Origin of the sequence: Anabaena lutea FACHB-196, from assembly GCF_014698305.1 — a bacterium.
Taxonomy (GTDB): Bacteria; Cyanobacteriota; Cyanobacteriia; order Cyanobacteriales; family Nostocaceae; genus Anabaena; species Anabaena lutea.
This window is the reverse complement of sequence record NZ_JACJST010000020.1, coordinates 45685-68024: the sequence shown is the minus strand read 5'-3', so window position 1 is coordinate 68024 and position 22340 is coordinate 45685. Positions and strand designations below refer to the sequence as shown.

Sequence of the window (22340 nt, the reverse complement as noted above, 5' to 3'; positions counted from 1 at the left end):
ACTGTAAATAGCGGACTAATGTAATAAATATGAACAAAAATGATAAAGCTTACATAGAATTACTCAGGGCTTTCCCACCTAGACCAATATCCTCTGAGGCAGAATTTTTAGCTACGCAAAATGTAATCAATCGACTAATTGACAAAGGTAAATTAACGCCAGACGAAGAAGATTATCTGGATATTTTAGGTAATACAGTTTATTCTTATGAAGAAAATATACTGAAGTTGAAGACATGAACAACCTACCTAAGAAGCCAGTGTCATCTTCATCGCCTCCACAAAATCCAGCAGTAGAAGAGTTGAAAGCCTATTTATGCTAAGTCAATTACTACATTTCCTATCTCTTATGCCTTGTTTGTTGCTAAGGACATAGCTATAACTGTATAAACGATTATCATCTAAATTTTGATTGTAGGCTCTGCCCAGATCCCTTTGTGCTTCACGCACGGCATCCTCGGCTTGCTGACAAGTCCAGGGATAGCCTCCTGCATAGACAGTGCATCCACCAAACAAAAAAATTATTCCCCAAAATACCATATTGAACTCAAGCTCTTTTTTCTTTGCTTCTTTTTTGAGTTGCTGAGATGCCTCTACACTCATTGCAGGGGCAAAAGTAGGTGTATTTTTAGGGGTTTCTGCAACAGTTAAGCTAAATCGCTCACTCCAGAGTATCAGGCTATTTCCTGGCTGTCGCGCATATAACGTGACGCGGTTGATAGATCCAGGCTTTAACGATATCAAGCCCTTGCGGATCAGATTAACCAAAGATTCTTGGTTAGGGGTTTCTGCTGACTCCAAAATAATCTGTAGGCAGTGATCTTTTTGGGTAACTTTAGCAATAATACCTTTTCCCTGCAACGAACTATTTATGAGCGTGGCGATCGCATTTGCGTCACCTTGTTTTGCAAGTTTTAGTGCATCCTGCGGATTCATTTTGACCAATAAAGTAACATTGATAGGCTTAGTATATTTTGCCTATACGTCGCCGTATCTCTTTGTTAGTCAAAGTTAATACCAAAATCCACACCCAATACTTCTTCTATCTTACGAAGTGTTTCTTCCGGGAGTCTCCATTGACAGCGTTTTCGTTACTTTCATTGCTTATACACGCATCATTTTAATCCTTAAATCCTGAAAATCCTGATTCAGACTACCAACAATCAAACTCCTCAGAAGCCTGAGCAGGCATAGAATTCTTATTCCCTATCGCCCCATGAATTGCCAGCATATGCGCCCAAAATTCATCAGCGTGACCCACTTCAGCACTATCATCAGCATCAAACCGCGCATTACCTGCAACTGTCGTGAACTTCCTAACAGCATGATGAGCGTCCTTAACCGCCTTATCATCAGGAATCCTCACCAACCTATCCTCAAACTTCTGCTTCCCAGTCACCGCCAAATCTTGCTTAATAGGAGCAGAAAAAATAATCCCCTCAGTACGGTAACGACCGTATAAATCTATATATTCTTCCGCACTCCGCTCACCCATTCCACCTTGATCAATACAAAGCTTCGCCACCTTATAACGCCGCATCACCTCATCTAATTTCGCGTCCTGCTCCTTAAAAGTCGCATTCTTGAGAGAAATTACCTCACGACACCACAACACATCCCCCAGCGCCTCATTCACCCAAATCACGGTTAAATTACGACGACGGGCAATATCCATACCCACGTAGCACAAACCGCCCTGATAATTACCGGGAATACCCGCAGACTTATCAACACAGCCCTCAATCAAATCCCAAGTTAACCAGGCAGTAGCCTCATCAACAGGATTGCACATATATTCCTGCTGCCAAGTTTCCTCATCCCCAGCAATCTCTCTCAGTTCATCTAGCCATTCCTGCCTTTCCTCTGGGGTTAATTTCCGCTTGAGAATTTTATCAGCCAATCCCTGATCAACAGCCTGGATGATATTTGTACTGTGTAAACTCCATTTGTTGCCCTTCTTGGCATCCTCGACCATTCGGTAATATCGATTGTTCTTACCGTTGTAAGTGGAAATCACTCGCATAGGGAACCCCCAAGTTATCGAGGGCTGTGCAGCTTTCCAAAGTTCATCCTGTTGTTGATGCTTTGCAAATTCATCTAGCACCACCTTCCCACCCTTAGAGCGAAACCCAGTAGGATTGCTACTTAAAGCATGAATCCGTTTCCCGCTGGCAAATTCGATTACAAACGCCTTGATATCGTCCTCTCGGTCAATAACAATTTCACCCAGGGACTCAGCAGCAACTTTAAATACCCGCGTCCACTGCTCACAATATCGAATGTATTCACGTGCAGCAGACATATCAGCCGACGAAAACCATACATCCATCGGATCATCGGCTTTAGCCGCATCCTTGACATCTTCATAGGATTGAGTGTAAGTCATCCCCCCACGCCGGGTTTTCTCATATATTTTTAACCGTGACTGATCCTGAATCCAACGGACTTGGTAGGGCAAAAAATAATCTTTTTTAGCTTCCATCAGCAATGCCCAAAATTACTTCTACGTCATGGATTGTTTGGTCAGAAATCCCACCCTTATTCCTAACTTCATTCTTGATAATTGCTAGAGCCTTTTTAGCTTTTTCACGCATTTCATCACGGAATTTCTTTAAAGAAACGCTACTGCGGTTGAGTTGCGAGACAGCCTTGACCAAGTTCAGGAATTCTAATTTTTTCTTATCCTGGCTCCTATTTTGCTCATCGCTATCATCTTCTAACTGAGAATCTAAATCTATTTTTAATAACAACTCAAATAATTTACTTTGCGCCAAAGTTGATAGAGCCTCACCTACGGCATTATCCTCATCCCCGGCATTCTCAACAATTACCTTAGCCTGCGATGTCAATAACTTAATATTGTCAACCTTGCTTTTGAAATCTTTTCCGTACCGATGAATCGAAGACGGGGAAATAGTAAATCCCTTGTCAGCAAGCCATTCCGCTAATCCAAGGTAGTCGGAAAAGCCATTGGTTATAAGTTTTGTATCTAGCTCTTTCTGAATATCTTGTGGAAGTTGACTTACAAGCGAAGGTTTAGCCATATAAGTTATTGGTTATTGGTTATTGGTCAACAGAATTTTTTTTTGAATCCAATATGTGTCTAAACCAAATGTTTCAGCCACTTGATGAATGCTATTTGGATTCTCAACACAAAATTTTCTAATATACCTATTTCGACAACGAATTAGCGCCGAGCGTACTGAATAAACTCGGATATATAGCCCTGCGTATAAATCACACAGCTTTTGCATCGCCCTTAAGCCGCAATACTTAGATATCAAATGGCTTGGCGCGGGATTTTGTGGAACATATATGTCAACCGCTCCATCGGAAATTGCAATCCCGCTATCACGCTTTAGATTGGCTATTTCTATCAATCCAATTACGCAGGAAATACTGATTTCACGGCAAATCTCTTTCAATATACGGCTTTTACAGCCTTCTATATCGTCTGACTGCAAAAGCGGGATGTATTCATTAAGCTCTGCTGATATCACTTTTCATAACCAATCTGTAATTTTAAAATAACGATTAAAATCAGGAATTTTCACCCTGATTAGTACATATTTACTAAATAGTGGATTCGCGGAGCGTAATTTATCAAACCATCTGTCAAGCCACTCATAAAAAAAGCCCCAGTTTATTAGTGGAGCCAATTTCAGCTATTTATACAAAATCAGATCACAAAAAGGGATTTTTCTACCTCCATAATTAAGCCGCACATATCCATCACCAATTTCATAAATCTCCTCACCTAAAGGGTTCCACCACCAAGGCGCATCCTTCCAGGTTGCCCGTTGCCCTAGCTTGAATCTGACTTGAGCTATCTCGTCAACCAAGCATTCAACGCCTCGATCAGCTTGGCTTTCTGGCTGACGTTCAACCACTCCAAGCGCTCCACCCCAGTTTGTCTTCTTATCCATCGGTTTAGTGATTGGGGATTTTGACTACCTACCTTTGCTTGTTCAAACAATTGCCTCCAGAGAGATAAGATCAAATCGTTTTGACCTTTGCTTTTCGCCCTCCTGAAAATCTTCAAAACAGAGACAAACTTTTCTAAATCCGTCTCAGATAAATCTTTGGCAGAATCAACCCGGAAATACTCCTGCAACAAGAACCTATAGGTTGCATCATCAATTTCCTTATCCTTCTTCAGTATATGAATCTGTGCCAGTAACTTTTTCCGCTTCTCTACCGCTGTATTCATGCTCCTCCATATCCTTTAGCACCGCTTGAAGACCACTGACATAAACAGCTAAAGCCGTAGAAGCTATTTCCTCATCAGTTTTCCCAAGTTTTTGGCAAACGTCTTGAACCGCCTCATAAACATCGTTAGGCACTACCATGAAAATAGCTTTCACCTGCTCCTTAACCTCCTCCTCATTTGGCTGTTCCATTTGAGGAATCGCCGGAATCACGATAGGAATAGGCAAAGTCATTTGTCCCGTAAGCATGGGGATACCAAACCGTTTGAGCTTGGAAACCATCCACAAATGAGTCATCGCCCGTTTGCGTAACCAAAGGCAGGCAAGCTCAATCTCATTAACATCAGTTGGCCAGTAATATCCACGTTCAGGAGTAGCCAGAATTGGAAATCCCTGTATACGCAGTGCCGAAACCACTTGACGCAAATATCGTTCGTCGGATGGTTTAGCGGCATACCCGGTAAGTAGTTCAACTAAATCCTTAGCCCGCAATCCGTTGTTTGCGCCTTGATTTTCTTGAAGTGCCAACAGCACTTTCTCTGGTGTGATCATTCTTCCTCCATACTAGGAAAGGGGGCATAGCCCCCATTGATTGTGTGTGACGGATTGTTAGACCCAATCCGCGATAGGGGCATTAAGCCCCTATTTCGTCTGCGGGTCAGACAGACTCATCAGGCGGAAACTAAAGCTTGAAATCCATCAACGAACCTTGCACGTGAGAGATGCAAACGCTATTTAACCGAGCATTTTGAATTGCTAAATAGTTGCATTCTTGCTTCAGGGAATTATTTAGCGCGCGCTCATTTTGCAACTTCACAAATAATTCATGAGCTACTGTCTTCAGTTGCGCTTCAGATAATCCTGCAAGATAGATTTGAAAAATCTTGCTTTCATGATATGCGCCCATACTTTTGTCATGATTAGTCATGCTAAGGTGTCCTTTAAAAGCACTAAGTTGTAATTTGTAAGCGTTTTGAGACATGGTTCTCCAAGCAAAAATGACCCGTTGTAATTGCGAACAACAACACTTGGATAATCGTGAGAAAATCTCACAATTCGTGATAATTTTGGCGATTTCTTAAAAACTTCAGACTTGTGAACGACTAAAGAGTTAGGATGAAAAATCTGCTTAAACTCAAGCTCATAAACTACTGAGTAAAAAGCATTCATTAAATCAATACCCAAGAAATTAGCTTCATTGCCATCAAGTCTCCGACAAATATCGCCAAAAACTTCATGCAGCCAGCCTACATCTGGATTATTAAAATGCTCCAAATTTAGATAGGGTAGATACCGAAAATATTGATGGCAATGATTACGCAATTCCTGAAAACATAAAGCAGGAGTTTCAGCAAGCATCAGTCAAACTCCTCTCCATCATCGTCCAAGCCACATACAGATATAATCATCTTCCCCAGAGGGCATTCAGCGCATCTATCGGTATTCCCCGGAGCCGAACACTTGCAAGCGATGCCGTACTTACTTCTCGGAAGCGTCCCTTTACCGCGCCCTATTAAAGATGGCTTAATAACATTAATAGCCCCCATCTTTTCAAGGATGCTTAAACTTCGACTCAAGCCATGTCGCGGAAACTTTTCAATTAAGTCATCGTAAGAAGCTATCCCATTGCAATAGATAGCATCAGCTACTGCAACAGTTAAATCCTCAGTTACCTTAATTGCTGATTTTTTTTTAACAGCTTTTGGCCGAAGCTTTAAGTTTTTCAAGATTTCATCGTCATACAACTTCGCCATAACCTCAATCTTGAGATTATACGAATTTGTTTTTATCTTATCTGCGGTAACCATATACAGGTAAGAAGCCGAGAAATCTAAGATTTTTGCAACATCTCGAACTCGGTAAATCGAGCAAATGTATTTTAGCCTTTCTAGCCATTCTGATTCTTCATGGCTCATAGTTTGAGGCTTCAAGCGAGACTTGACCAACAAAGGTAATTTACTGGCTTGCGTATTGTAATTACCTTGAATCACTTTAGATATCATTGCAGGTGAAACCCCCAGCTTCATCGCAACATGATATTGATTAGATCTACTAACTTCCTGCAATAAAACTTCCTTCCAATCTTCCAATTCCACCATTTAATCCTCCTTAATAAGTGGAAAATAAAAATCTTCATTGGGGTCGTACATCGCGTACTGAACCTGAACTAATCGCCCCATTACTCGAATAGGAACTGATTCACGCAATATCGGTGCAAATTGTCCCAAATCCCGTACTAACCGATATCGCCTATGGGTTCGTTTCCCCGACAACTCCACCAGATACCCGCTCTCTGTTAGAGCCAAAATATAAGCTGCCAGTAGCGGAATTGAAACCTCAAAATCACAAAACTCAGCTAATTCGTGCAAACAGAAAACCTCAAGTCTCCGAATTTTTGACCACATTTGTTCAAACTGAATCATTGCCTTCCTCCCGAATATTTCGCAGAAGCTCTAGCAATCTATCCCCATTCAAACTCGCACCACAAAATCCAAAGGGATCTGCTGCACTATTAATTACCCAAGCTGCAATCTCCTGAGCTTCTCTACGGCTCAAACTCACCTCAGAAGCTGAAAATTGCCCATCTTCCCAAGTCATTAATTTTGTAATTAATGCATCAATTGCATCAATCAAGCTGATTTCGTACCTACGCAAAATCGCTGGCATCATAATTACCCCACCTTTGCCGATAAAAATAATTTGCGATTGCCCCACTGCTGGCAATTAATCACGTTCCACTGTTGAGTCTTGGCTAGTGCTTCAACCTGAGCTAAACCCACGATCATCAGTCCAATGCTGCCCCTAGCATCCTTGTGGATTTTTTGTAGCAAATCCGGCGCTACAGCCACTTCACATACTGTTTCCGCCAGAGTTTCAGCATCTTCCAAATCCAAAGGTGCAAACTCAATAAATTGTGAGATTCGGCGTGATAATTGCTTGCGGTGGGCCAATTTTTTCTCTATGCCCTCCATGCCCACCATGATCACCGGCACACCCGCTAAATCATGAATGTCTCGCAGGGTTTCCACCATACGCGGATCACGTAGCAGATAATCGCACTCGTCAATAATTAAAGGTCTGCGACTGGCTGCGAGGCTATCTACAATCTGCTTCAGCATCAGCGCATTCCGACTGACAGGAGTAGTGCCTATCTCAACCACAATCGCCGCCAGCATTGAACTCACAGTCCAGCAAGCGTTGGCTCGTACCAGAACCCCATCAACCTGAGAAATAAGCCAACCAATGGCTTGACTCTTCCCAGCCCCTGAGAAACCGCTAATTAAACCCATTCGGGGAATGTTGATATCTCGTTGCGCCAGCGATTCATACGCCTGTGACAGCTTGCGGATATTCTTGACTTTTGCTAATTGATTTTTCATCGTGTACAATCCTAGAGAGTTTTGTTTCGTTGGTAGTTGAGAGAGCAATCTCAACTACCAAAACTTTTACTTTTTGCACTTAGAGAGCTTCTTCTGTGCTACTTGGATGCTCTCTACCAGTGCCTCCCAAGTCTTTATCTCCATATCGAGACAGCCAAAGCTGCGATCGCCTATATAACGGAAATAGCTTTTACAGGCTTTTCTAGCTGATGGAGTTAGTAGTTTCTGGATGTCGCTCCAATTCGGAGACTTAACCAACTCCTCAAGCCTGGAATTTGAGTAATCGTAGTGATAGCCCTGCGCCAATTCCCGGTATCGCCTGACGTACTCTTCCCGTTGTTCAGGTGTGGGGCTAGACTGCTCTAGCATTACCTACCTCCTGTACTACAAATCCTCTGCGTTGATTGATTTGGATGAGTTGATTTGTCCAAAATACTGCCTGTTCAGAATTCAAGCGAGCCGCATTAACTCGATGGAATGACCATCCAAAACCAATCCCATTTCTAGACAGGTAAAGACGTTTTACCTTGTCGAAAATCACGTATTTCACTAAACGAGGATCTGACATTTTGCCTCCAAATTTATTACCCTACTCATCCCTAGAAAGGCTTGTACTCCTACTTCAGGGAATGCTATTAACAAAAAGACAATTGCTTGTGAAATGAACTTTCAAGCTCATAAGTCCGAAGAAATTCTTTGACTTCTAGCTCAACTTGACGTAGTCTTAATCCCCACGAAAAAGTACCATCAGTCAGCAATTCAACCCCGTTGATGATGATGCTAATCACATACCCAGATAACTCTTCATCGTCTTCACCGTATTCGCACTCATCTTCTAAAATTCCTAATTTGTAGGTTCCAATTTCACAAATATCGGTGTACCACCAAAGCTGATCTTCTTCCGAGTAAGATGAAAAATGAGTTTGATGATGCCAAAATTCGTTGTCCAATAAATACTCGATTAGGTGTTTGTCTTGGGCGGTTAACCAGCAAAGTGAAACAAGCGCAGAATCCTTCATGTCAAAAACCTTCTGCTAAAGCCTTTCTCTGTTTTTCGATAACATCAACCAACTCAGTCATCTGGTTAGGACTCAGATTTGAAAGGCTGAAAGTAAAGCTTTGAACAAAACCGATAGCCCGTTTCAAATCCGTAGAAATATAAGGGCTGCGGGATACTTCCATTAAGATTTTTATGTGTTCAATTGCCGTTTCCCTGGAATACCCTTCACCAGCCAAAAGGGCCAACAAATCGTAGACATTTACTATGTCGCTGCTAGGTGCGGGAACTTTTCCATCCATAATTTCCAAGCCTCATTAAATTGCTCTAAATTCAAAAATTCTTCAGGTAGTGGTGGCTCCTCTCTGCGATCAAAAAAGATAGTTAGTTGATCGCCGTCCTGTAAAAATGGTGGTGGTTCACCAAAATGTTTAGGATTCCACCTATCTGCGTCAGTGAGGTTAAGCATTTCCTCGTCAGTCACGAAATTTTCGCCTCCCGCTCGTTCATAAAGCTGGAGAAATCAATCTCAGTAACATCCAAAAATCGCAGTACGCCCCTGCCTTCTGGGGTGGTAGCGTAATGCTTCATCCACTGCCAATCACGGTTAGCAATAAATGCCCCAGCATTTACCTGCTTCCACAGCCGACAGAAATGATCTTCATCCCGCACTATTTCTACTTCTGGCTGCTCAATTCGACTCAAAGCCGCGTCAGCTTCTGCCAATTCCTCAGCAGTCATCGGTGCGTATTCTTTCGGCTTAAGTGCTGCTACTACTTCAGCCGCAGATTCCAAGCCTCTAGATGTATGAATTTCCTTGGGTGCAGGAAAAGCCACCACGTTGTTATTGGCCTCAGCTTCCTGGAGGATATCCTCCACTGCCTCAGCCACATTCACCTTTTTGGCGATTTGCTTCAGCGCCCGCTTACCTTCGTGAATCCGCTTCTGTTGTAGATGTTTAGCCCGAACTGCAACCTCTTGCCGATTCATACCGGTTCGGACTGGATCTTCAGCAATGCAGATAAGCTTAAAATCACCGTCAAAAACGTAGATTTTACCCAAGTCCAGCGGATCAAACCGGACTTGCACAGTTTGTCCAATCCAGGCTTCCAACTCAGGAGCAATAAAGAAAGTTCCTTCAAGTTGAATGCCACGTTTCTGCACAGTCCGTAGCCCATTTGCACCCGGTGCTTCAGCCAAGAGAACATCCAAAATCCGTTCATTATCGATGGACTTAGTATTGCTGCGCCAGGCGGTAAAAACTTGAAATGGCGTTTTACCATCCAACCCCTCATGAGGTTTATTGGCATAGATTTGGTTAGTCCAGGTGTCACAAAAAGCTTGAAATTCAGATGCAGTCATTTTCATGCTGATCTCTTCAGTTTTTGTCGTTAGCCTGTCAGCAAAAGAAATCCTGGCTCTCAAAGCCTGACGTTCAGCTACATTGTGTCCAATGTAACCATCGAGCAACTCTAATAAATCATGGAGAAAGCTTCGGAAGCCTCTTTCAACGTGCGGCTTTTGCCAAGGATGGAAAGGTATGCAGAGCTTCTGTCTAATACCTAAATCCCTAAATACACGTTCTAAGTAATTTGCTGTATAATCCTTGCCGTTGTCGGTTTTCACCTCTTCTGGGACACCCCAGTCCAGCAAGCATTTTCTTACCAAAACCGCGATCGCAGTAGCTTTAGAAGTTGGAACAACCAACAGTTTCATCCTGCGCGAAAAGACATCAATGCAGCTAATCAAGTGATAGCGCCCATCTTCGAGCATGATGTCAGCCGAGGTAGAATCCATTTCCCATCGCTGATTCAGGCGAACTACATCCTCGGAATAACTGCCAAAGGCAGTCATGAATTTGTTCTTCCAATCATCAGGGTTGGATATGGCTGTGAATAATTCCTTATTCTCGTTTTTCCAACCTTCTATCCACCGGGATATAGTTCTTTGAGAAGGTAAAATTTCATCCTCAAATCGTGCTTGGAGAGCCGAAAGTATATGCCCTCCGGTTGCGTGAGGGAAGCGTGTCAGCATCGCTAAGACAAAATCCCTGATTTTAGGATTTGTGTCTATTTTTGTCTGTCCAGCACGATTTCCATATTTCCCCCCAAGTGACTGAACACTCCCTTCTTGCAGAGCTTTATACCACCGCTGCAAGGTCGGGAAAGATACAGAAGGGATCTGCCTTCTGGTTTGTTCCGACACTTGAATCTTTCCGGTGTTGTAGGAGTCTGCAAAAACGTGATGACAGGAGATTTTTTTTAACTGTCTTTCTTCACAGAACTGCTCAAGAACACGCAAGATTTCAACTTTGGCATTAATCCTGCCGTCGGTTGATGTTTCGCTTGCTCTTTGCTGAGATGGAATAATCGCCGTTACCAGGGTTTCAGTTGGCATCTGAATGGGTAATGGGGATTGGGTAATTAGCAATTCCTCGTTCTCAGATTCCGGGTGGGAATGCTGTTGATCTGGTTTTGCCTGTTGAAGTAGATACGCCTGGGCTTGTGGGGGAAGCGAGGATATATGATATTCCTTCCCTCCACCTCGCTGATTGCGATCGCGCCATTGCCAGTTTTCTTTCTGGGCTTTTTTTATAAGCCCCTTTTTAGATCCTGGTAATCCAGGCAGTCCGACTAATTCTGAGGTTCCAATCCACATGGTTCCCCTCGTTTATTTTCTTGATTGGAACCAATGGATTTAGCTACTTTTTCCAAAATTGACGACTCAATAAATTTGCGAGTCGAAATTTTCTCAAGCGCTGCTCCCAGACGAACCTGGTCATAGACACTTGGGTCAATACCTGGTCTTACTAGCTTCATCGTTCGCGGTGTTCGCGGTGTTCGCGGTGTTTTTAGTAATCTAGCATCAAAAGAAAAAATGTACAAGAGGTACAGAAAAACGATTTTGAGTTATTGTTAAATTAGCCAGGAACAAAGGAAACACCACGTGATAATGCTGACAACCGCAACAGAATATCCAGTAAAATCGCAGATCTTCTTGTTCGAGCCTTTGGAAGAAAAGCATTTCAACTACACCGCAGAGGGGATAAAGCGGTTAAGCATATTAATACAAGCAACTTTAAAAGCAAGAAAATGGTCACTAAGAACATTTGCCAAACAAGCAGATATAGCTCCATCCACAGCTAGTAAATATATAAATGCCAAAATTACAAAGCCGGAAGACAAGATTCTCAAAGCAATTGCACCACTGATATACAAACCAGTGAGCTTTGCAGACAAAATTTACATTGACAAAAATTCTACTTACAGCGACTGGACTGAACTTGCCTATGTGGCGACAAAGGATTTTTTTCAGGAAAATATTATGAATTTACAAGAAATCATAGAATCGACTATAACTAAAAATAATTTATCAGAATCAGATATAGAGACGGAGCTATTGTCTATGGTGCAAAACAAAACTGCGTCTATGACCATCAACAGATTCATGCAAATTCAAAAAGGCTTAGTCAATGATGTCACCGAGGATGAACTTAGACAAATCAGGGTTCTACTTGATATAGATGAAGAGGCTCATACAGAGAGTGAATGGATCATGGCTTTCTTAGAACAAAAAAACCCCAGCAGTAATCAACGGCAGGGGTTTAAGATAGATGAGCTTGATGGAGCTAAGAATTGACAGGCCGTCGATCTTTGCAACAACAAACGCGTGCAATCATATCCAAGTCCTCTATGTAAATCATTTTAAAATCAGCATTATATTCATGCTCTGAATCTCGGCATAAACTTTGTCGGAATTTGTCAATGGTGTATGAAGTATATGCGTAATCCTTAACAATATTCTCTTTGGGCGATTTTTCAAATTCACGCGTGAGTATGGACATCTGACGCTCAAATATGACGCGATCATACAGTAATGTCATATCTTCACCATGCAGCTTAGTTGACTTTACACCCGAAAAATTAGTAACTTGAGAATTTGTTAAAACGAGTCGCTGCGGCTGCCCCCAGTGCCAATTCCTTGGTACTTCTGTAACGAATGTAGGATACTGGGAATTAGCAACAAACAAAAGTAAATCATTAAATACTAATCCTTTAGTGATTGTTTCTGCTGATAGATGCATAAGTCCTTCCTTGACTTCTTCAATACTAAATCGAGAAGAAGCAGAAGCATAAATACTTCCCTCTCTTTTTAGTATCAACTTTTTGTTGAATCCAAGCAAGAAAGCCGCAGATAAAATTTTATGTTTGTATTCCCAAACTTTATCGATGACATCGCCGGGGCAATCTATGACCAAGCACAATTCCGATTTTCTCTGCTCAAAATAAATATTGCATAGTTTTAGATATTCACATTTAGATTTTGCGGTAATGGTATTAACCACCTGCTCTGTAAAAATTGATTCAAGATGCATAGAAAAAATCAACTTATATATGTCTACGGATGGATACTCACAATATGTAAAGATATTAACACGGTTAGAATTTAAACGCCAAGCGTATTTACGCTCAAAGGAGCCAAGTTCAAACTTAGTTCAAACTTAGTTCAAACTTAGTTCAAACTTAGTTCAAACTTAGTTCAAACTTAGTTCAAACTTAAGTCTAAAGTCTTTATTGAATAAGGATTTCGGGAAGTGTGAACTAGTTCCGACTTAGTTCCGACTTAGTTCCGACTTAGTTCCGACTTAGTTCCGACTTAGTTCCGACTTAGTTCTAAAACCCTTGCTAATCAAGTATCCTAGAACTCGGAACTGATTCATGTTTCAGTTCCGAGTTAGTTCCGACTTAGCTAAAAATTATCGGCTATTACCTTCCTCCAGGCTTCTCACTTCTGGCGCGTCCGCCGCAACGACTGCCGTCACGAGCAATATCATCAGGGAAGTTGCAAACTCCATCAGACCCCCCGCCAGAATAACCACTACCAGAACCCGTATAACCATCATTCCCCGACGAACGAGCCGGAACAATTCCACACAACCGACTCAAATCAAAAGTGCTGGCAGTATTAGTCTCAGCATAGCAAATCAAACTATCACCAATAGCAGTATCATAACCACCAACACGAAGCGCCCTTTCAAAACCACGATTAAGGGTCACCTGTCCAGCAGCAGAACCTGCAAACACAGTAATCGAGCATAGTCCAAAACTCAAAAATCTAAACATTGCTTGGAATTAATTACAGACATACTAATTAATCCCAAAACAACGATACAACCACCATCATCAGCAAAAACACTTAACCTACTAAAATCCAGATAAACCACAATCAGATCAAGCTTAAGTCTGCACTCCTACAAGTGAAATCAGTAAATATCCAAGCTATCTGAGATTTTCTCCATATGCGGATGACTTTCAAGCCACTGGAGCCACTCAAGCCTAAAATCAATTCTGTTGGTACAAAGCAATTGACAGGCTCTACCTTCAGAAATCATATTGCAACTAAAACTAGTGAATACCAATATTCGTAAATCATCTACAGGAACCTGATTATTTTGGGCTAGACGTTCCCGTTCCTTGCGAATAGACTCCAGTAAGCCTTTAGACTCATTCATTTCCCGTATATCCTTCATCCTCGTTAACCTTGGTTTTATCCACAATCAAACTCATCAAAATCCGAATAAATTCTGAAATAGCTACAAAAGCGATCGCATCCAGAATTTTAAAATGAAATAAAGCCCAAATACCAAGACAATATAGCAACATCCGAATCAAAAGACTTACGGACACAACTATAATTCCAAGCAAATAAATTAATTCCATAACTACCTACAATGAACGCTTAACTGTTTACTCAGCCCTACTGAATTACCTATTCAACAGGAAAAAGTCTAAAAGGCAACCCGCCAGATAATTTTTTAGCTTTATGCCAAGCCTCTACATGACAGTTTTCAAAAAAAGTTTTCCAGTGATTCTTCCCACCTGGACACCAAACAGCCCATTTAACCTTCTTTCTCTTCATATCCCGTTAATCCTAATTCACACAGCAACATCGGGCTGCGCTTTGAGAAACTCCAGGAAATGCTCTAGCTCTTCCTGAGACAAAAGTCTTCTCGCACGCTTTCCATAAATATTCATCAAATGATTTTGACCATATGCAGCCGTCCACCCAAGCCGCCCCATGTGGACATCAGTCAGCGCTATCAAATCAGATAAATCAACAACCTTAGCTATCTGAGTAGGCGCAACTGGTTTAGGTATGTCCACAACCGCCAATGCCCTAGCCCTAGCTTTATCCTCTGCCAAAGCAACTTGAACATCCATTGCCAACCCTGTGGCACGAGTAACACCATCAACAACTATACTCACACGAACCACAAACTCAGTTTTAAAAATCTGAGCAACCTCAGAAATTAAACAGCCGGTGGGGTACAAACTCCGAAATTGCTCCAGCATACTCTTACTTGATAAATCCATTCATAGAAATGCCCTCATTAAGAGGGCAAGCATCTGTAATTACAATTTCAAACTATATCAATAATACGTCTGTACTAAAATAGTATACTTTAGGACAAAAAAATACCCTCTCTAGGAGGGCAAAGAATACAGGTCAAAAGTGTATCGCCAATAGTTAGCCTAGTTCACCATCAACAGAAGGAGGCGCAATAGGAGGTGCAATGTCTTCGCTGGATGGCAAGATAGCAGCAGTCGCCACATTAAGCAACTCTTGAAGCTTTGTATTTCCTGTTCCTACAGTCACAGCATTTGCCTCATCTGCTGCAATGAACTCAGCAATTTTAGCTTCGGCTTCAGCCCTATCGCGTGCATTAGCATTGGCATTCTGGATCAAGTCAAGAATCACACTAGCAACCTTTTCCAATAAATCTGCCTGCTGCACCAAAGCTTCAGAAGTAGTGACCATAGTTAAATTCCTGTTTGTAGATTAACTCAATCCATTTATAGCACATTTGTACTATATTCTAGTTTAGAACACCTAACCACCCTGAAAGCCAATGCACAACTCAGCTAGATATAAAGAAGTTCTGAAACCCGCAAAAAAAAATGACCGATCAATTCAAGCCCCAAGAAAATAAACTGCTTTCCAGTATAAGCATAGGTATAAATAGTCTCGCCATTGCCTGTATTATTTACATAGCCCAGCTTGTGACTGCTACAAGCATTGCGGTCACAAGATCCGAGGAAAATATAAAAAGTTTAACAAAGCAAGGTGAAGCAATCGAACTCAAATTAGATGCTTCCTACGCAAGGCTGCAACTCCAAGAAAATCAAATAGCCCGGCTGCAAACTAAAGTCGAGCAAATAGAAGGCAAAGGCATCGCACAGCACGGTGGCAAACAGTAGCCTCAAACAAACATTTAATCCGTAAACAAACATTATCTTTGACTTCAAAATGAGCGGATTAATTCTGACGGTTAACGATTTGGAATTAAAAATCACCAAATTCCTTTCGCCAAGATTCCCCAGAGGCAGGATTGGCCCACTACCCTCAATCGAATATTCAGCAAATGGCTCATCTATTCTAGATGGGCCGATATTTCCCATAAAATTTTTGTGGTCGATCAACGCAAGCCTCGACCTAGAAGAAACCGATATCCTTCAAGCTATATACTCGGAATCGGATTACAACCGCAGAAATCTAACCGGGCCACTCATAACCCTAACAGACAACACCCTCTCATTTGTTGAACACGCTCCTAGAACCAGGCCGCTTGCAGCAGGCTCCACCGAAACTACAATTAGCAATAATCAAATTAAATATTTCGCCAAATTCCAAACTTTTATTATTCAATCACCAGAAATAGATGAGCAAGGCATCCATAATGCAGTCTCCTTCACACTTCAGGAGATTTAGATGCTCAACCTATCAGCCCGGAAAACCCAAGTATTCATCGGTGGCAAAGACTTCTCAGACTGCCTGATATCTTGCTTAGGCAGTGATAATCACCTTGATCAATCCGGGCTGATCAGCTTCTCTGGCACAATGGTACTTGGCAGAGCAATGTCAGATGCACAGGTGTGGAACGAGGCAGCCCAAGAATGGGAATATGTTTATACCTATGACGAAAGTTTAGACGATCGCAAAAACCCTACCCGCTTCTGTCGCGGCGTGCCAGTAATCATCAATTATTCAGATACATCTTTGGAATTACAACGACATCCTAGAGGCGCGCTGCGAATTCTCAAATCAACCTATGACGACGAAACTAAACGGTTGACCTTAGAATTAAGCGATTTAATCGGGCTGTTAAATTTCAAGGAACCAACTGATCCGGACAAAGCCGACAACAAGTCAGTAGAAGGCAAAACTGCCGGACAGGTGTCAATTTTGTTATTAGCTGAAGCCGGAATTACCTCTGTCGATTCCGGCGCACTTCCCACAACTCGCTACAATTACCCTCTAAATTTATCTGGCAGCTACTTGGAAGCAGTGGGTAAAATTTTGTACGCCAATAACTGCTTTGGATGGATTGACCGATTTGAAGTTTTCCGTGTTAGACAAGCCAATATAGTAGGTGGTGGGGGTGGAGTCGCTATCGTAGTTGGTGAAAATGAACTCTACTACAAACGCCTGGACGGAGCCGAAGCACCAGTAGAAAAAGTTATCGCGGCAGGCGATGAAATTTTAGTTACCCCTACACCCGCAACGCTTTCTGATTATTCAGAAATAATCGGTACAGCATCATCCGTGAGCAAGGATTACGAAGATTTTCCTATTGTTATAGAATCGGTTCAAAAAATCGAAGACTGGGATGCTGCTAGTAAAGCAAAAACAGTCACAACAACAACCAAAAGGCCGTTCGGGCTAGTTGTGCCAGAGACCTTCTGGAATAAGACACCAAGCGGTTTTGTCTTATCGCCTTTATCGGGATTGATAACCGCAGAAATATCTATTGAAACTTCAAAATTTGAAGGGGGTAAAGAAGGTAAATTAATCAATAAAATTACAGAAATTTATCAACCTCGTGCAACGTATTTAAGCGAAGTAAAAGACGCACGTCCAGACGCAATATTTTTCGGGATATATAGCCCAGTTTTAGTTAAAAAAATTATTGAAAATTTTATTTATACCGATAAAAATATTATTGAGAAAATCATTTCTAATACCCAAGAAATAAATATAGTAATTCTCAATGGCTCTGATGAAAACTGGGACGCATACGCAGGACTGCCACCTGAGGTTTTAGTCCCATCCGAAAAAATTACTCAAAAATGGAAGCAAATTAATAGGAATACTTGGGAATATAGCTCTTCCTCTCAAAAAGCACTCGTAAAGGTGAACAAGGATTTGGTCAAGTACCAAGAGGGTTCAGAGGTTATTAGTAATAAGTTAAATTTGATTCCCAATCCAGAGAATAATGTCAGGCGCTCTAGCAATTCCGGGCAAGAACAGCCCCCCGCCACAGAAAGAAGACCCCCAGAATGCACGACGGAATCGAAACAAATTAAGGCGGAACAGATGTTTAGTGATGGTTGTGCCAACAACCTCAAACCCAGGGAACGCACATTTACGGTTGATATGTTAGCGGGAAAACTGCAACCTATTCTAAGTTCGACCGAGGTATCATCAATAGAAACTGATGGGGGAGAAGCCAAAGAGCAACTTAAGGCGATCGCACTTCGAGAGGGAAGGCTGCTCAGGGGAAGGGATAAAGGACAGCAAGTAGCAACAAACTTGCAAGATTGTTTATTCAATTATTACCCACTTTATCCGGTCAATTGCAAAGAACCAGATGGCACAGTCCACGCTTATTTAGCGGATGGGTGCAGTTGGAGTTTGAGTGCCTCTCGCGCCTTATTCTCGTGTGATGGAGTCTGGGTAGGGACTTACACAAATAACCCCGAAATCAGTGAAGGTGTTGCGCCCGAAGGAGATTTAATTAAGCCTTATCTAGAGCCAATTGTTGTGGAGTTTGGTTTGGGGATAGGATTTGATGCAACTTCATACAGCTACCCGTTGGAAAAAGAGCCAATTATTGCTGAGTTTGGCTTAGGAATAAGCTTCAATCCACGATTAATTCATCCAATTATTGCTGAGTTTGGCTTAGGAATAGGCTTCAATCCAGAAGCTATTCCACCTATAAAAGAGTCAATTACTGCTGAGTTTGGATTGGGAATGGGCTTTGATTACATTAAAACCTATTTTAGTAATGCAAATGCTACGCCTCACGGCAGCTTTGGAATGGATCAAATTATTTTCGATTACGAAGATGATTCAAGCATCGATTTAGGAGATATCGGATTTGATTTCCCATTTTATGGGATAAATTACCGAACCAATATTTACATTGGAAGCAATAGCTACGTCACTTTTGGATATAGCAGTACAAACTTTGCATCAATAACTAGAAGTTTTCCTGGAAGAGGTATATTTATCTATCCAGGCGACAGGGCATGGTATGCCTGCTTTGTGAAAGCAGAAACAACTAAATTTACAATTCGGTTTGAAGGCTACACCAAGAATTTTGATTTTGATCCTCTGGCATGGGAAGTTGTTTTATTTGTCGATGGTACAATTATGGTTATTCCTGAAGCTTGTCCAGTGGACACGATTAAATATTTCATTACATCAGGAGATGGAATAATTTACACTGATTTTCTATCAAGTTTTACATCTGGGAATAGTCTTGTGTTTACCCCAGATTCAGGTACGTATATCATGCAAGAAGGGAGTTATTTATTGTAATGGCAACTAAAATGCTGTTTGATTTGTGGGTACAATACGCTGGAGAGGTAATGGCGCTGGGAGAAACCCCACCCGATCCCGCCAAGTTTTACACAATTCTGTGCGACACAACGCCAATTTCTAGAGACATGGAGATAGCTGATGTAATTGCGGCGGAATTACCCGCAGTAAACGGCTATGCCAGACAAGCAGTTGCGTTTACCACAGGTGCTTATAATCCAACCAATAAAAGATATGAATTTCCTAATTTGAACGTCAATTTTGAGGCAAATAGCAGCGGTTCCTTTCAGTTTCAAACAATGGTGCTTTTAGCCGATGCCAATTCCACTATTGGCGATACAACTGGTAAGTTAGTGGGATTTGCATCCGAAGATACGCCAGTAACTATATTCGCAGGGCAAACGCAACCGTTTATAATTCCATTCGTATTTTTGAATGCAGGCTATGTCTCAGGAACTTGATAACGTCAAAAGGCAGGCAGAAATTAATCGAGTCAAGTTTTATCAAAAGCTAATTTCTGCTTCACCAAAAGATAATTCCGTATCAGCATTAGAATTTGATGCTGATACAGGGAAATACAAAATAAGAAATACCGAAAGACAAGTATTTTACTCTGAAAGTATTACCAATGGGGCAATTGGTGCGGGTGATAGCATAGATTTAAGTGAAGGGTCGATACCTTCAATTGATGCAATGCCTAAAGTTAAAAAGCCTGTAGTTAAAAAGGTAGAAGAGGAGGAAAAATATCCGGTAGCTATTCTTTTTGCAATTAACAATAGAATTTACGTAGGAGGTGATCGTCGTAAACCTATCTTAATAACAACATTACCCATTGATCTGAATAATGGAGATGTGCTAATTAACGGATTCATTACTAATCTTGGTAAACTCAAGACTGAAAGTTGTCTCAAATATAAATTAAAAACCTTTAATTCTTCATTTAAAGATAATTATTATTTGCGGCAAATAAATAAAAATACAACAGATTATTTATTAAATTACAAACCAAATCAAGAAAACAAAGTATTAACCAAACGTCTTTTTTACACAGGAAATAATACCTGGGTTGGAATGCATCGTACAGCAGTTACCATAACTGATGTTGGCTTTACAATAGATCCCGATGCAGAAAACGGAATAAATTACACATATTCTTTCCCTGGCACGGAAACAGATATTGACGGAATACGAACTACGCTTGTAGCGGGTACTGGAAATGGCAATAGTAGTCAATATGCTATTAATAATAGCGGAGAATTAAAATCTATTTTTGATTTTAATCTATCCAGTAACTCTTCATTAATTGAAGAGTATTTGACCACAGGAAATATAAGTATTACGAATGAAGAGCAATCCTCTTTACAGGGTAATAGTCCGTTGACGGATGGAGATTTTTTACTTGAACAAACACAAACTGAATCTAGCGACTATTCTGATACTTTAACTACTAGAATTTTAACGAGTACAGTTAAGTATAAAGCAAATAATATTCTTTTATCAGGATTAAATTCTCAAATAATTGAAACTGTAAATGTTGAATTTGAATCAACATCTAATATCTCACTTGACTTTGATATTATTGCCACCAATACTCAACAAGATAAAATATCTGCTCCTTCTGGTAAAGCGTCTACATACACATTTAAAAATAAAAACAACGTTATAAATTTAAATCAACAAACATCTATAATATGGCGAGTTTTTGAAGTTTCTAGTAACCCAGATATAGAAGTAGGTTTGTTGACTATAAACCCTATTGTTAGTATATTACGTCCAATACCTTTAAATTTAGAAGTAATAGGAGTAATTAATTCAATAATTGATAATGTTGAACCTTTTGAAGATACAAATAACGCAATATTATCATCACTTATAAACACTAAAGTAAAATATTGCGTATACAATTCTACTTTAAAAAAATACATATTAGCAGAAGGAACTATAGCATTTTTTGATATAGGTTTTTCTTTTGAAGAGGCGACTGTTAACGCTGATGAAAATATAACAAGACCAATTACACTTACATTAAATGTAACTAAAGTTACACAGTTAGAATATTTCTATTTTACGGGACTAATAAGTGACAATAATAGCTTTTATTCATTTATTGAATCAATTTCACCTATTAATACAATTGGAATCAATGTATTCGGAAATAAAATTATACCTACTAACTCTTTCTTGAATTATAGAAGTAATGAAGAGGCAATAAGAGCATTAGGAGGTGAAATACCACCACCTTCAACTCGACTTTTTACATGGCATTACAGGTTTATAAGCGATTTATTCTACACAGATTATCCTGTTCGTGGCGATGAAGATAATTTATCTGTTGGTAATGCTGGTTATTTACGTCATCCATATGCTCAATCACTAGAAAGGGCATTAGAGAGAGTCTCTATTATTGAAAATAAAATTTACCATACATTTATTGACACAACCAAAAATACAGCTTACGTCACACAATGGGAAATAAAATCTAGTGGTGACGTTGAGTATAAAAAAGTATCAAAGGTCAAACTCCGCAAAATTCCCAAAGCTGCAAGAATTCTATCTCAAAGCTACTATGAATGATTTGAACTCTCTGTTAAACCAGTCCAGGATTAACCGATCGCTCTTTGGGCAAAAAATAATTGCATCTCAAAAGTCCAGGCAAGGTCAAGGCGTTGTAATTGGCTACGATGCCGACTTGGGTTATTATTCTGTGCAAACTGTTGATGGCACTATCCATCAAGCCGAGTCAATTACCACAGGTGCGATCGCGAATGGGCAGAAGGTAGCACTTATCCTAGGAAGCATACCCAAGATAAAAGCGATGCCCTCATAGTATTCCCAAATTATTGATCAAATCATTTGTCGTTAACGAGACATCATTTATCAAACCATCTGTCACTAGAGAAAATTGCCTAAAAGCCCCAAACCCTTCATCCCGGCTCATCCCGGCTCATCCCGGCTCATCCCGATATTTATCAATCCATCTGTCATCCTACACAGGCGCAAGGAATAAGCGTTGAAGCTAGCAAAAGCCTATCACTTGACCAGATTCAAGACTATTCTTCTCTCCTTCTAATTCTTCCTCCTGACTCCTGAACCGGAGGTCTGCGAAGCGTCTCCTGAATTCTGACTCCTAGCCCATGACTTACGTCACGCTGCG

Annotated in this window: 33 protein-coding genes; 8 read left to right on the top strand and 25 right to left on the bottom strand. The window is 40.9% G+C overall.

Annotation, left to right across the window (positions count from 1 at the left end; translation table 11 throughout):
• Window positions 1-29 precede the first annotated feature (29 nt).
• Window positions 30-239 carry a hypothetical protein gene (locus H6G59_RS19625; RefSeq protein WP_190717405.1) on the top strand — a complete coding sequence of 70 codons (210 nt, stop codon included), beginning with the start codon at window positions 30-32 and terminating at the stop codon, window positions 237-239.
• A gap of 84 nt (window positions 240-323) precedes the next feature.
• On the opposite strand, the gene H6G59_RS19620 is transcribed toward H6G59_RS19625, so the two are convergent.
• The 18 genes from H6G59_RS19620 to H6G59_RS19535 form a co-directional block, all read right to left on the bottom strand.
• Complete coding sequence (locus H6G59_RS19620; RefSeq protein ID WP_190717403.1) at window positions 324-935, bottom strand: hypothetical protein; 612 nt, start codon at window positions 933-935, stop codon at window positions 324-326.
• Between the two features lie 217 nt (window positions 936-1152).
• A complete protein-coding gene (locus tag H6G59_RS19615) occupies window positions 1153-2481 on the bottom strand; it encodes a phage terminase large subunit family protein (RefSeq protein WP_190717401.1) in 1329 nt (442 codons plus the stop codon).
• The gene (locus tag H6G59_RS19610) at window positions 2471-3043 is read right to left on the bottom strand and encodes a DUF3486 family protein (protein WP_190717399.1); all 573 of its coding nucleotides are present in this window, start codon (window positions 3041-3043) and stop codon (window positions 2471-2473) included. The genes H6G59_RS19615 and H6G59_RS19610 overlap by 11 nt, the downstream gene beginning before the upstream one ends.
• Before the next feature lie 12 nt (window positions 3044-3055).
• Entirely contained in the window at window positions 3056-3499 is a 444-nt protein-coding gene (locus tag H6G59_RS19605; protein WP_190717397.1) for a hypothetical protein, read from the bottom strand.
• 165 nt (window positions 3500-3664) lie between these two features.
• A complete protein-coding gene (locus H6G59_RS19600; protein ID WP_190717481.1) occupies window positions 3665-3925 on the bottom strand; it encodes a hypothetical protein in 261 nt (86 codons plus the stop codon).
• The gene (locus H6G59_RS27865) at window positions 3826-4209 is read right to left on the bottom strand and encodes a phage protein GemA/Gp16 family protein (protein WP_190717395.1); all 384 of its coding nucleotides are present in this window, start codon (window positions 4207-4209) and stop codon (window positions 3826-3828) included. The genes H6G59_RS19600 and H6G59_RS27865 overlap by 100 nt, the downstream gene beginning before the upstream one ends.
• Window positions 4145-4759, bottom strand: coding sequence for a hypothetical protein (locus H6G59_RS19590; protein ID WP_190717392.1), 615 nt, complete (start codon window positions 4757-4759; stop codon window positions 4145-4147). The genes H6G59_RS27865 and H6G59_RS19590 overlap by 65 nt, the downstream gene beginning before the upstream one ends.
• Window positions 4760-4889: 130 nt before the next feature.
• Window positions 4890-5135: a hypothetical protein gene (locus H6G59_RS19585; RefSeq protein ID WP_190717390.1), complete on the bottom strand. Its 246-nt coding sequence runs from the start codon at window positions 5133-5135 to the stop codon at window positions 4890-4892.
• Window positions 5132-5566 carry a hypothetical protein gene (locus tag H6G59_RS19580; RefSeq protein ID WP_190717388.1) on the bottom strand — a complete coding sequence of 145 codons (435 nt, stop codon included), beginning with the start codon at window positions 5564-5566 and terminating at the stop codon, window positions 5132-5134. Before H6G59_RS19580 ends, H6G59_RS19585 begins: the two co-directional genes overlap by 4 nt.
• On the bottom strand, window positions 5566-6306 hold the full coding sequence (locus H6G59_RS19575; protein ID WP_190717386.1) for a hypothetical protein: 741 nt from the start codon (window positions 6304-6306) through the stop codon (window positions 5566-5568). The genes H6G59_RS19580 and H6G59_RS19575 overlap by 1 nt, the downstream gene beginning before the upstream one ends.
• Entirely contained in the window at window positions 6307-6630 is a 324-nt protein-coding gene (locus H6G59_RS19570) for a hypothetical protein (protein ID WP_190717385.1), read from the bottom strand.
• Complete coding sequence (locus tag H6G59_RS19565) at window positions 6617-6877, bottom strand: hypothetical protein (protein WP_190717383.1); 261 nt, start codon at window positions 6875-6877, stop codon at window positions 6617-6619. Before H6G59_RS19565 ends, H6G59_RS19570 begins: the two co-directional genes overlap by 14 nt.
• Window positions 6878-6879: 2 nt before the next feature.
• Window positions 6880-7587 carry an AAA family ATPase gene (locus H6G59_RS19560; RefSeq protein ID WP_190717381.1) on the bottom strand — a complete coding sequence of 236 codons (708 nt, stop codon included), beginning with the start codon at window positions 7585-7587 and terminating at the stop codon, window positions 6880-6882.
• A 352-nt stretch (window positions 7588-7939) separates the two neighbouring features.
• On the bottom strand, window positions 7940-8155 hold the full coding sequence (locus tag H6G59_RS19555; RefSeq protein WP_190717379.1) for a hypothetical protein: 216 nt from the start codon (window positions 8153-8155) through the stop codon (window positions 7940-7942).
• Window positions 8156-8222: 67 nt separating this feature from the next.
• Window positions 8223-8606 (bottom strand): hypothetical protein, encoded by a 384-nt coding sequence (locus tag H6G59_RS19550; RefSeq protein WP_190717376.1) that lies wholly within the window; start codon window positions 8604-8606, stop codon window positions 8223-8225.
• Window position 8607: 1 nt separating this feature from the next.
• The gene (locus tag H6G59_RS19545; protein ID WP_190717373.1) at window positions 8608-8886 is read right to left on the bottom strand and encodes a hypothetical protein; all 279 of its coding nucleotides are present in this window, start codon (window positions 8884-8886) and stop codon (window positions 8608-8610) included.
• Window positions 8850-9068: a hypothetical protein gene (locus H6G59_RS19540; protein ID WP_190717371.1), complete on the bottom strand. Its 219-nt coding sequence runs from the start codon at window positions 9066-9068 to the stop codon at window positions 8850-8852. The genes H6G59_RS19545 and H6G59_RS19540 overlap by 37 nt, the downstream gene beginning before the upstream one ends.
• Window positions 9065-11242 carry a Mu transposase C-terminal domain-containing protein gene (locus H6G59_RS19535; RefSeq protein WP_190717369.1) on the bottom strand — a complete coding sequence of 726 codons (2178 nt, stop codon included), beginning with the start codon at window positions 11240-11242 and terminating at the stop codon, window positions 9065-9067. Before H6G59_RS19535 ends, H6G59_RS19540 begins: the two co-directional genes overlap by 4 nt.
• A gap of 294 nt (window positions 11243-11536) precedes the next feature.
• Between H6G59_RS19535 and H6G59_RS19530 the strand changes: the two genes are divergently transcribed.
• A complete protein-coding gene (locus H6G59_RS19530) occupies window positions 11537-12223 on the top strand; it encodes a helix-turn-helix domain-containing protein (protein ID WP_190717367.1) in 687 nt (228 codons plus the stop codon).
• Here H6G59_RS19530 and H6G59_RS19525 read toward each other — a convergent pair.
• From H6G59_RS19525 to H6G59_RS19495, 7 genes are all read right to left on the bottom strand, one after another.
• Window positions 12213-12959: a hypothetical protein gene (locus tag H6G59_RS19525; RefSeq protein ID WP_190717365.1), complete on the bottom strand. Its 747-nt coding sequence runs from the start codon at window positions 12957-12959 to the stop codon at window positions 12213-12215. The genes H6G59_RS19530 and H6G59_RS19525 overlap by 11 nt on opposite strands.
• Before the next feature lie 391 nt (window positions 12960-13350).
• Window positions 13351-13707 carry a hypothetical protein gene (locus tag H6G59_RS19520; protein ID WP_190717363.1) on the bottom strand — a complete coding sequence of 119 codons (357 nt, stop codon included), beginning with the start codon at window positions 13705-13707 and terminating at the stop codon, window positions 13351-13353.
• A 140-nt stretch (window positions 13708-13847) separates the two neighbouring features.
• Entirely contained in the window at window positions 13848-14096 is a 249-nt protein-coding gene (locus H6G59_RS19515) for a hypothetical protein (RefSeq protein ID WP_190717361.1), read from the bottom strand.
• Window positions 14089-14304 (bottom strand): hypothetical protein, encoded by a 216-nt coding sequence (locus H6G59_RS19510; RefSeq protein ID WP_190717359.1) that lies wholly within the window; start codon window positions 14302-14304, stop codon window positions 14089-14091. The genes H6G59_RS19515 and H6G59_RS19510 overlap by 8 nt, the downstream gene beginning before the upstream one ends.
• A 49-nt stretch (window positions 14305-14353) precedes the next feature.
• Window positions 14354-14503: a hypothetical protein gene (locus tag H6G59_RS19505; RefSeq protein ID WP_190717358.1), complete on the bottom strand. Its 150-nt coding sequence runs from the start codon at window positions 14501-14503 to the stop codon at window positions 14354-14356.
• A gap of 17 nt (window positions 14504-14520) precedes the next feature.
• Entirely contained in the window at window positions 14521-14958 is a 438-nt protein-coding gene (locus H6G59_RS19500) for a hypothetical protein (RefSeq protein ID WP_422602762.1), read from the bottom strand.
• Window positions 14959-15112: 154 nt separating this feature from the next.
• Complete coding sequence (locus H6G59_RS19495) at window positions 15113-15403, bottom strand: hypothetical protein (RefSeq protein ID WP_190717356.1); 291 nt, start codon at window positions 15401-15403, stop codon at window positions 15113-15115.
• A 140-nt stretch (window positions 15404-15543) separates the two neighbouring features.
• On the opposite strand from H6G59_RS19495, the gene H6G59_RS19490 reads away from it, so the two are divergent.
• The 6 genes from H6G59_RS19490 to H6G59_RS19465 are packed head-to-tail and all read left to right on the top strand — an operon-like array spanning window position 15544 to window position 22013.
• A complete protein-coding gene (locus H6G59_RS19490; RefSeq protein ID WP_190717354.1) occupies window positions 15544-15843 on the top strand; it encodes a hypothetical protein in 300 nt (99 codons plus the stop codon).
• A gap of 49 nt (window positions 15844-15892) precedes the next feature.
• On the top strand, window positions 15893-16354 hold the full coding sequence (locus H6G59_RS19485; RefSeq protein ID WP_190717352.1) for a hypothetical protein: 462 nt from the start codon (window positions 15893-15895) through the stop codon (window positions 16352-16354).
• A complete protein-coding gene (locus H6G59_RS19480; RefSeq protein WP_190717350.1) occupies window positions 16355-19186 on the top strand; it encodes a hypothetical protein in 2832 nt (943 codons plus the stop codon). It abuts the gene before it with no gap.
• On the top strand, window positions 19186-19647 hold the full coding sequence (locus H6G59_RS19475) for a hypothetical protein (protein ID WP_190717348.1): 462 nt from the start codon (window positions 19186-19188) through the stop codon (window positions 19645-19647). Before H6G59_RS19480 ends, H6G59_RS19475 begins: the two co-directional genes overlap by 1 nt.
• Window positions 19631-21760: a hypothetical protein gene (locus H6G59_RS19470; RefSeq protein ID WP_190717346.1), complete on the top strand. Its 2130-nt coding sequence runs from the start codon at window positions 19631-19633 to the stop codon at window positions 21758-21760. Before H6G59_RS19475 ends, H6G59_RS19470 begins: the two co-directional genes overlap by 17 nt.
• Window positions 21753-22013: a hypothetical protein gene (locus H6G59_RS19465; RefSeq protein ID WP_190717344.1), complete on the top strand. Its 261-nt coding sequence runs from the start codon at window positions 21753-21755 to the stop codon at window positions 22011-22013. Before H6G59_RS19470 ends, H6G59_RS19465 begins: the two co-directional genes overlap by 8 nt.
• Window positions 22014-22340: the final 327 nt, after the last annotated feature.

Excerpts from the sequence above, each read along its gene's own strand:
- H6G59_RS19600 (WP_190717481.1), bottom strand. The coding sequence starts at position 3,925 with ATGGATAAGAAGACAAACTGGGGTGGAGCGCTTGGAGTGGTTGAACGT.
- H6G59_RS19565 (WP_190717383.1), bottom strand. The coding sequence starts at position 6,877 with ATGATGCCAGCGATTTTGCGTAGGTACGAAATCAGCTTGATTGATGCA.
- H6G59_RS19535 (WP_190717369.1), bottom strand. The coding sequence starts at position 11,242 with ATGTGGATTGGAACCTCAGAATTAGTCGGACTGCCTGGATTACCAGGA.
- H6G59_RS19550 (WP_190717376.1), bottom strand. The coding sequence starts at position 8,606 with ATGAAGGATTCTGCGCTTGTTTCACTTTGCTGGTTAACCGCCCAAGAC.
- H6G59_RS19500 (WP_422602762.1), bottom strand. The coding sequence starts at position 14,958 with ATGGATTTATCAAGTAAGAGTATGCTGGAGCAATTTCGGAGTTTGTAC.
- H6G59_RS19470 (WP_190717346.1), top strand. The coding sequence starts at position 19,631 with ATGTCTCAGGAACTTGATAACGTCAAAAGGCAGGCAGAAATTAATCGA.
- H6G59_RS19620 (WP_190717403.1), bottom strand. The coding sequence starts at position 935 with ATGAATCCGCAGGATGCACTAAAACTTGCAAAACAAGGTGACGCAAAT.
- H6G59_RS19570 (WP_190717385.1), bottom strand. The coding sequence starts at position 6,630 with ATGATTCAGTTTGAACAAATGTGGTCAAAAATTCGGAGACTTGAGGTT.
- H6G59_RS19580 (WP_190717388.1), bottom strand. The coding sequence starts at position 5,566 with ATGCTTGCTGAAACTCCTGCTTTATGTTTTCAGGAATTGCGTAATCAT.
- H6G59_RS19505 (WP_190717358.1), bottom strand. The coding sequence starts at position 14,503 with ATGAAGAGAAAGAAGGTTAAATGGGCTGTTTGGTGTCCAGGTGGGAAG.
- H6G59_RS19475 (WP_190717348.1), top strand. The coding sequence starts at position 19,186 with ATGGCAACTAAAATGCTGTTTGATTTGTGGGTACAATACGCTGGAGAG.
- H6G59_RS19585 (WP_190717390.1), bottom strand. The coding sequence starts at position 5,135 with ATGACTAATCATGACAAAAGTATGGGCGCATATCATGAAAGCAAGATT.
- H6G59_RS19560 (WP_190717381.1), bottom strand. The coding sequence starts at position 7,587 with ATGAAAAATCAATTAGCAAAAGTCAAGAATATCCGCAAGCTGTCACAG.
- H6G59_RS19575 (WP_190717386.1), bottom strand. The coding sequence starts at position 6,306 with ATGGTGGAATTGGAAGATTGGAAGGAAGTTTTATTGCAGGAAGTTAGT.
- H6G59_RS19485 (WP_190717352.1), top strand. The coding sequence starts at position 15,893 with ATGAGCGGATTAATTCTGACGGTTAACGATTTGGAATTAAAAATCACC.
- H6G59_RS19555 (WP_190717379.1), bottom strand. The coding sequence starts at position 8,155 with ATGTCAGATCCTCGTTTAGTGAAATACGTGATTTTCGACAAGGTAAAA.
- H6G59_RS19525 (WP_190717365.1), bottom strand. The coding sequence starts at position 12,959 with ATGCATCTTGAATCAATTTTTACAGAGCAGGTGGTTAATACCATTACC.
- H6G59_RS19610 (WP_190717399.1), bottom strand. The coding sequence starts at position 3,043 with ATGGCTAAACCTTCGCTTGTAAGTCAACTTCCACAAGATATTCAGAAA.
- H6G59_RS27865 (WP_190717395.1), bottom strand. The coding sequence starts at position 4,209 with ATGAATACAGCGGTAGAGAAGCGGAAAAAGTTACTGGCACAGATTCAT.
- H6G59_RS19495 (WP_190717356.1), bottom strand. The coding sequence starts at position 15,403 with ATGGTCACTACTTCTGAAGCTTTGGTGCAGCAGGCAGATTTATTGGAA.
- H6G59_RS19515 (WP_190717361.1), bottom strand. The coding sequence starts at position 14,096 with ATGAATGAGTCTAAAGGCTTACTGGAGTCTATTCGCAAGGAACGGGAA.
- H6G59_RS19615 (WP_190717401.1), bottom strand. The coding sequence starts at position 2,481 with ATGGAAGCTAAAAAAGATTATTTTTTGCCCTACCAAGTCCGTTGGATT.
- H6G59_RS19465 (WP_190717344.1), top strand. The coding sequence starts at position 21,753 with ATGAATGATTTGAACTCTCTGTTAAACCAGTCCAGGATTAACCGATCG.
- H6G59_RS19530 (WP_190717367.1), top strand. The coding sequence starts at position 11,537 with ATGCTGACAACCGCAACAGAATATCCAGTAAAATCGCAGATCTTCTTG.
- H6G59_RS19510 (WP_190717359.1), bottom strand. The coding sequence starts at position 14,304 with ATGGAATTAATTTATTTGCTTGGAATTATAGTTGTGTCCGTAAGTCTT.
- H6G59_RS19490 (WP_190717354.1), top strand. The coding sequence starts at position 15,544 with ATGACCGATCAATTCAAGCCCCAAGAAAATAAACTGCTTTCCAGTATA.
- H6G59_RS19545 (WP_190717373.1), bottom strand. The coding sequence starts at position 8,886 with ATGGATGGAAAAGTTCCCGCACCTAGCAGCGACATAGTAAATGTCTAC.
- H6G59_RS19625 (WP_190717405.1), top strand. The coding sequence starts at position 30 with ATGAACAAAAATGATAAAGCTTACATAGAATTACTCAGGGCTTTCCCA.
- H6G59_RS19590 (WP_190717392.1), bottom strand. The coding sequence starts at position 4,759 with ATGATCACACCAGAGAAAGTGCTGTTGGCACTTCAAGAAAATCAAGGC.
- H6G59_RS19480 (WP_190717350.1), top strand. The coding sequence starts at position 16,355 with ATGCTCAACCTATCAGCCCGGAAAACCCAAGTATTCATCGGTGGCAAA.
- H6G59_RS19520 (WP_190717363.1), bottom strand. The coding sequence starts at position 13,707 with ATGTTTAGATTTTTGAGTTTTGGACTATGCTCGATTACTGTGTTTGCA.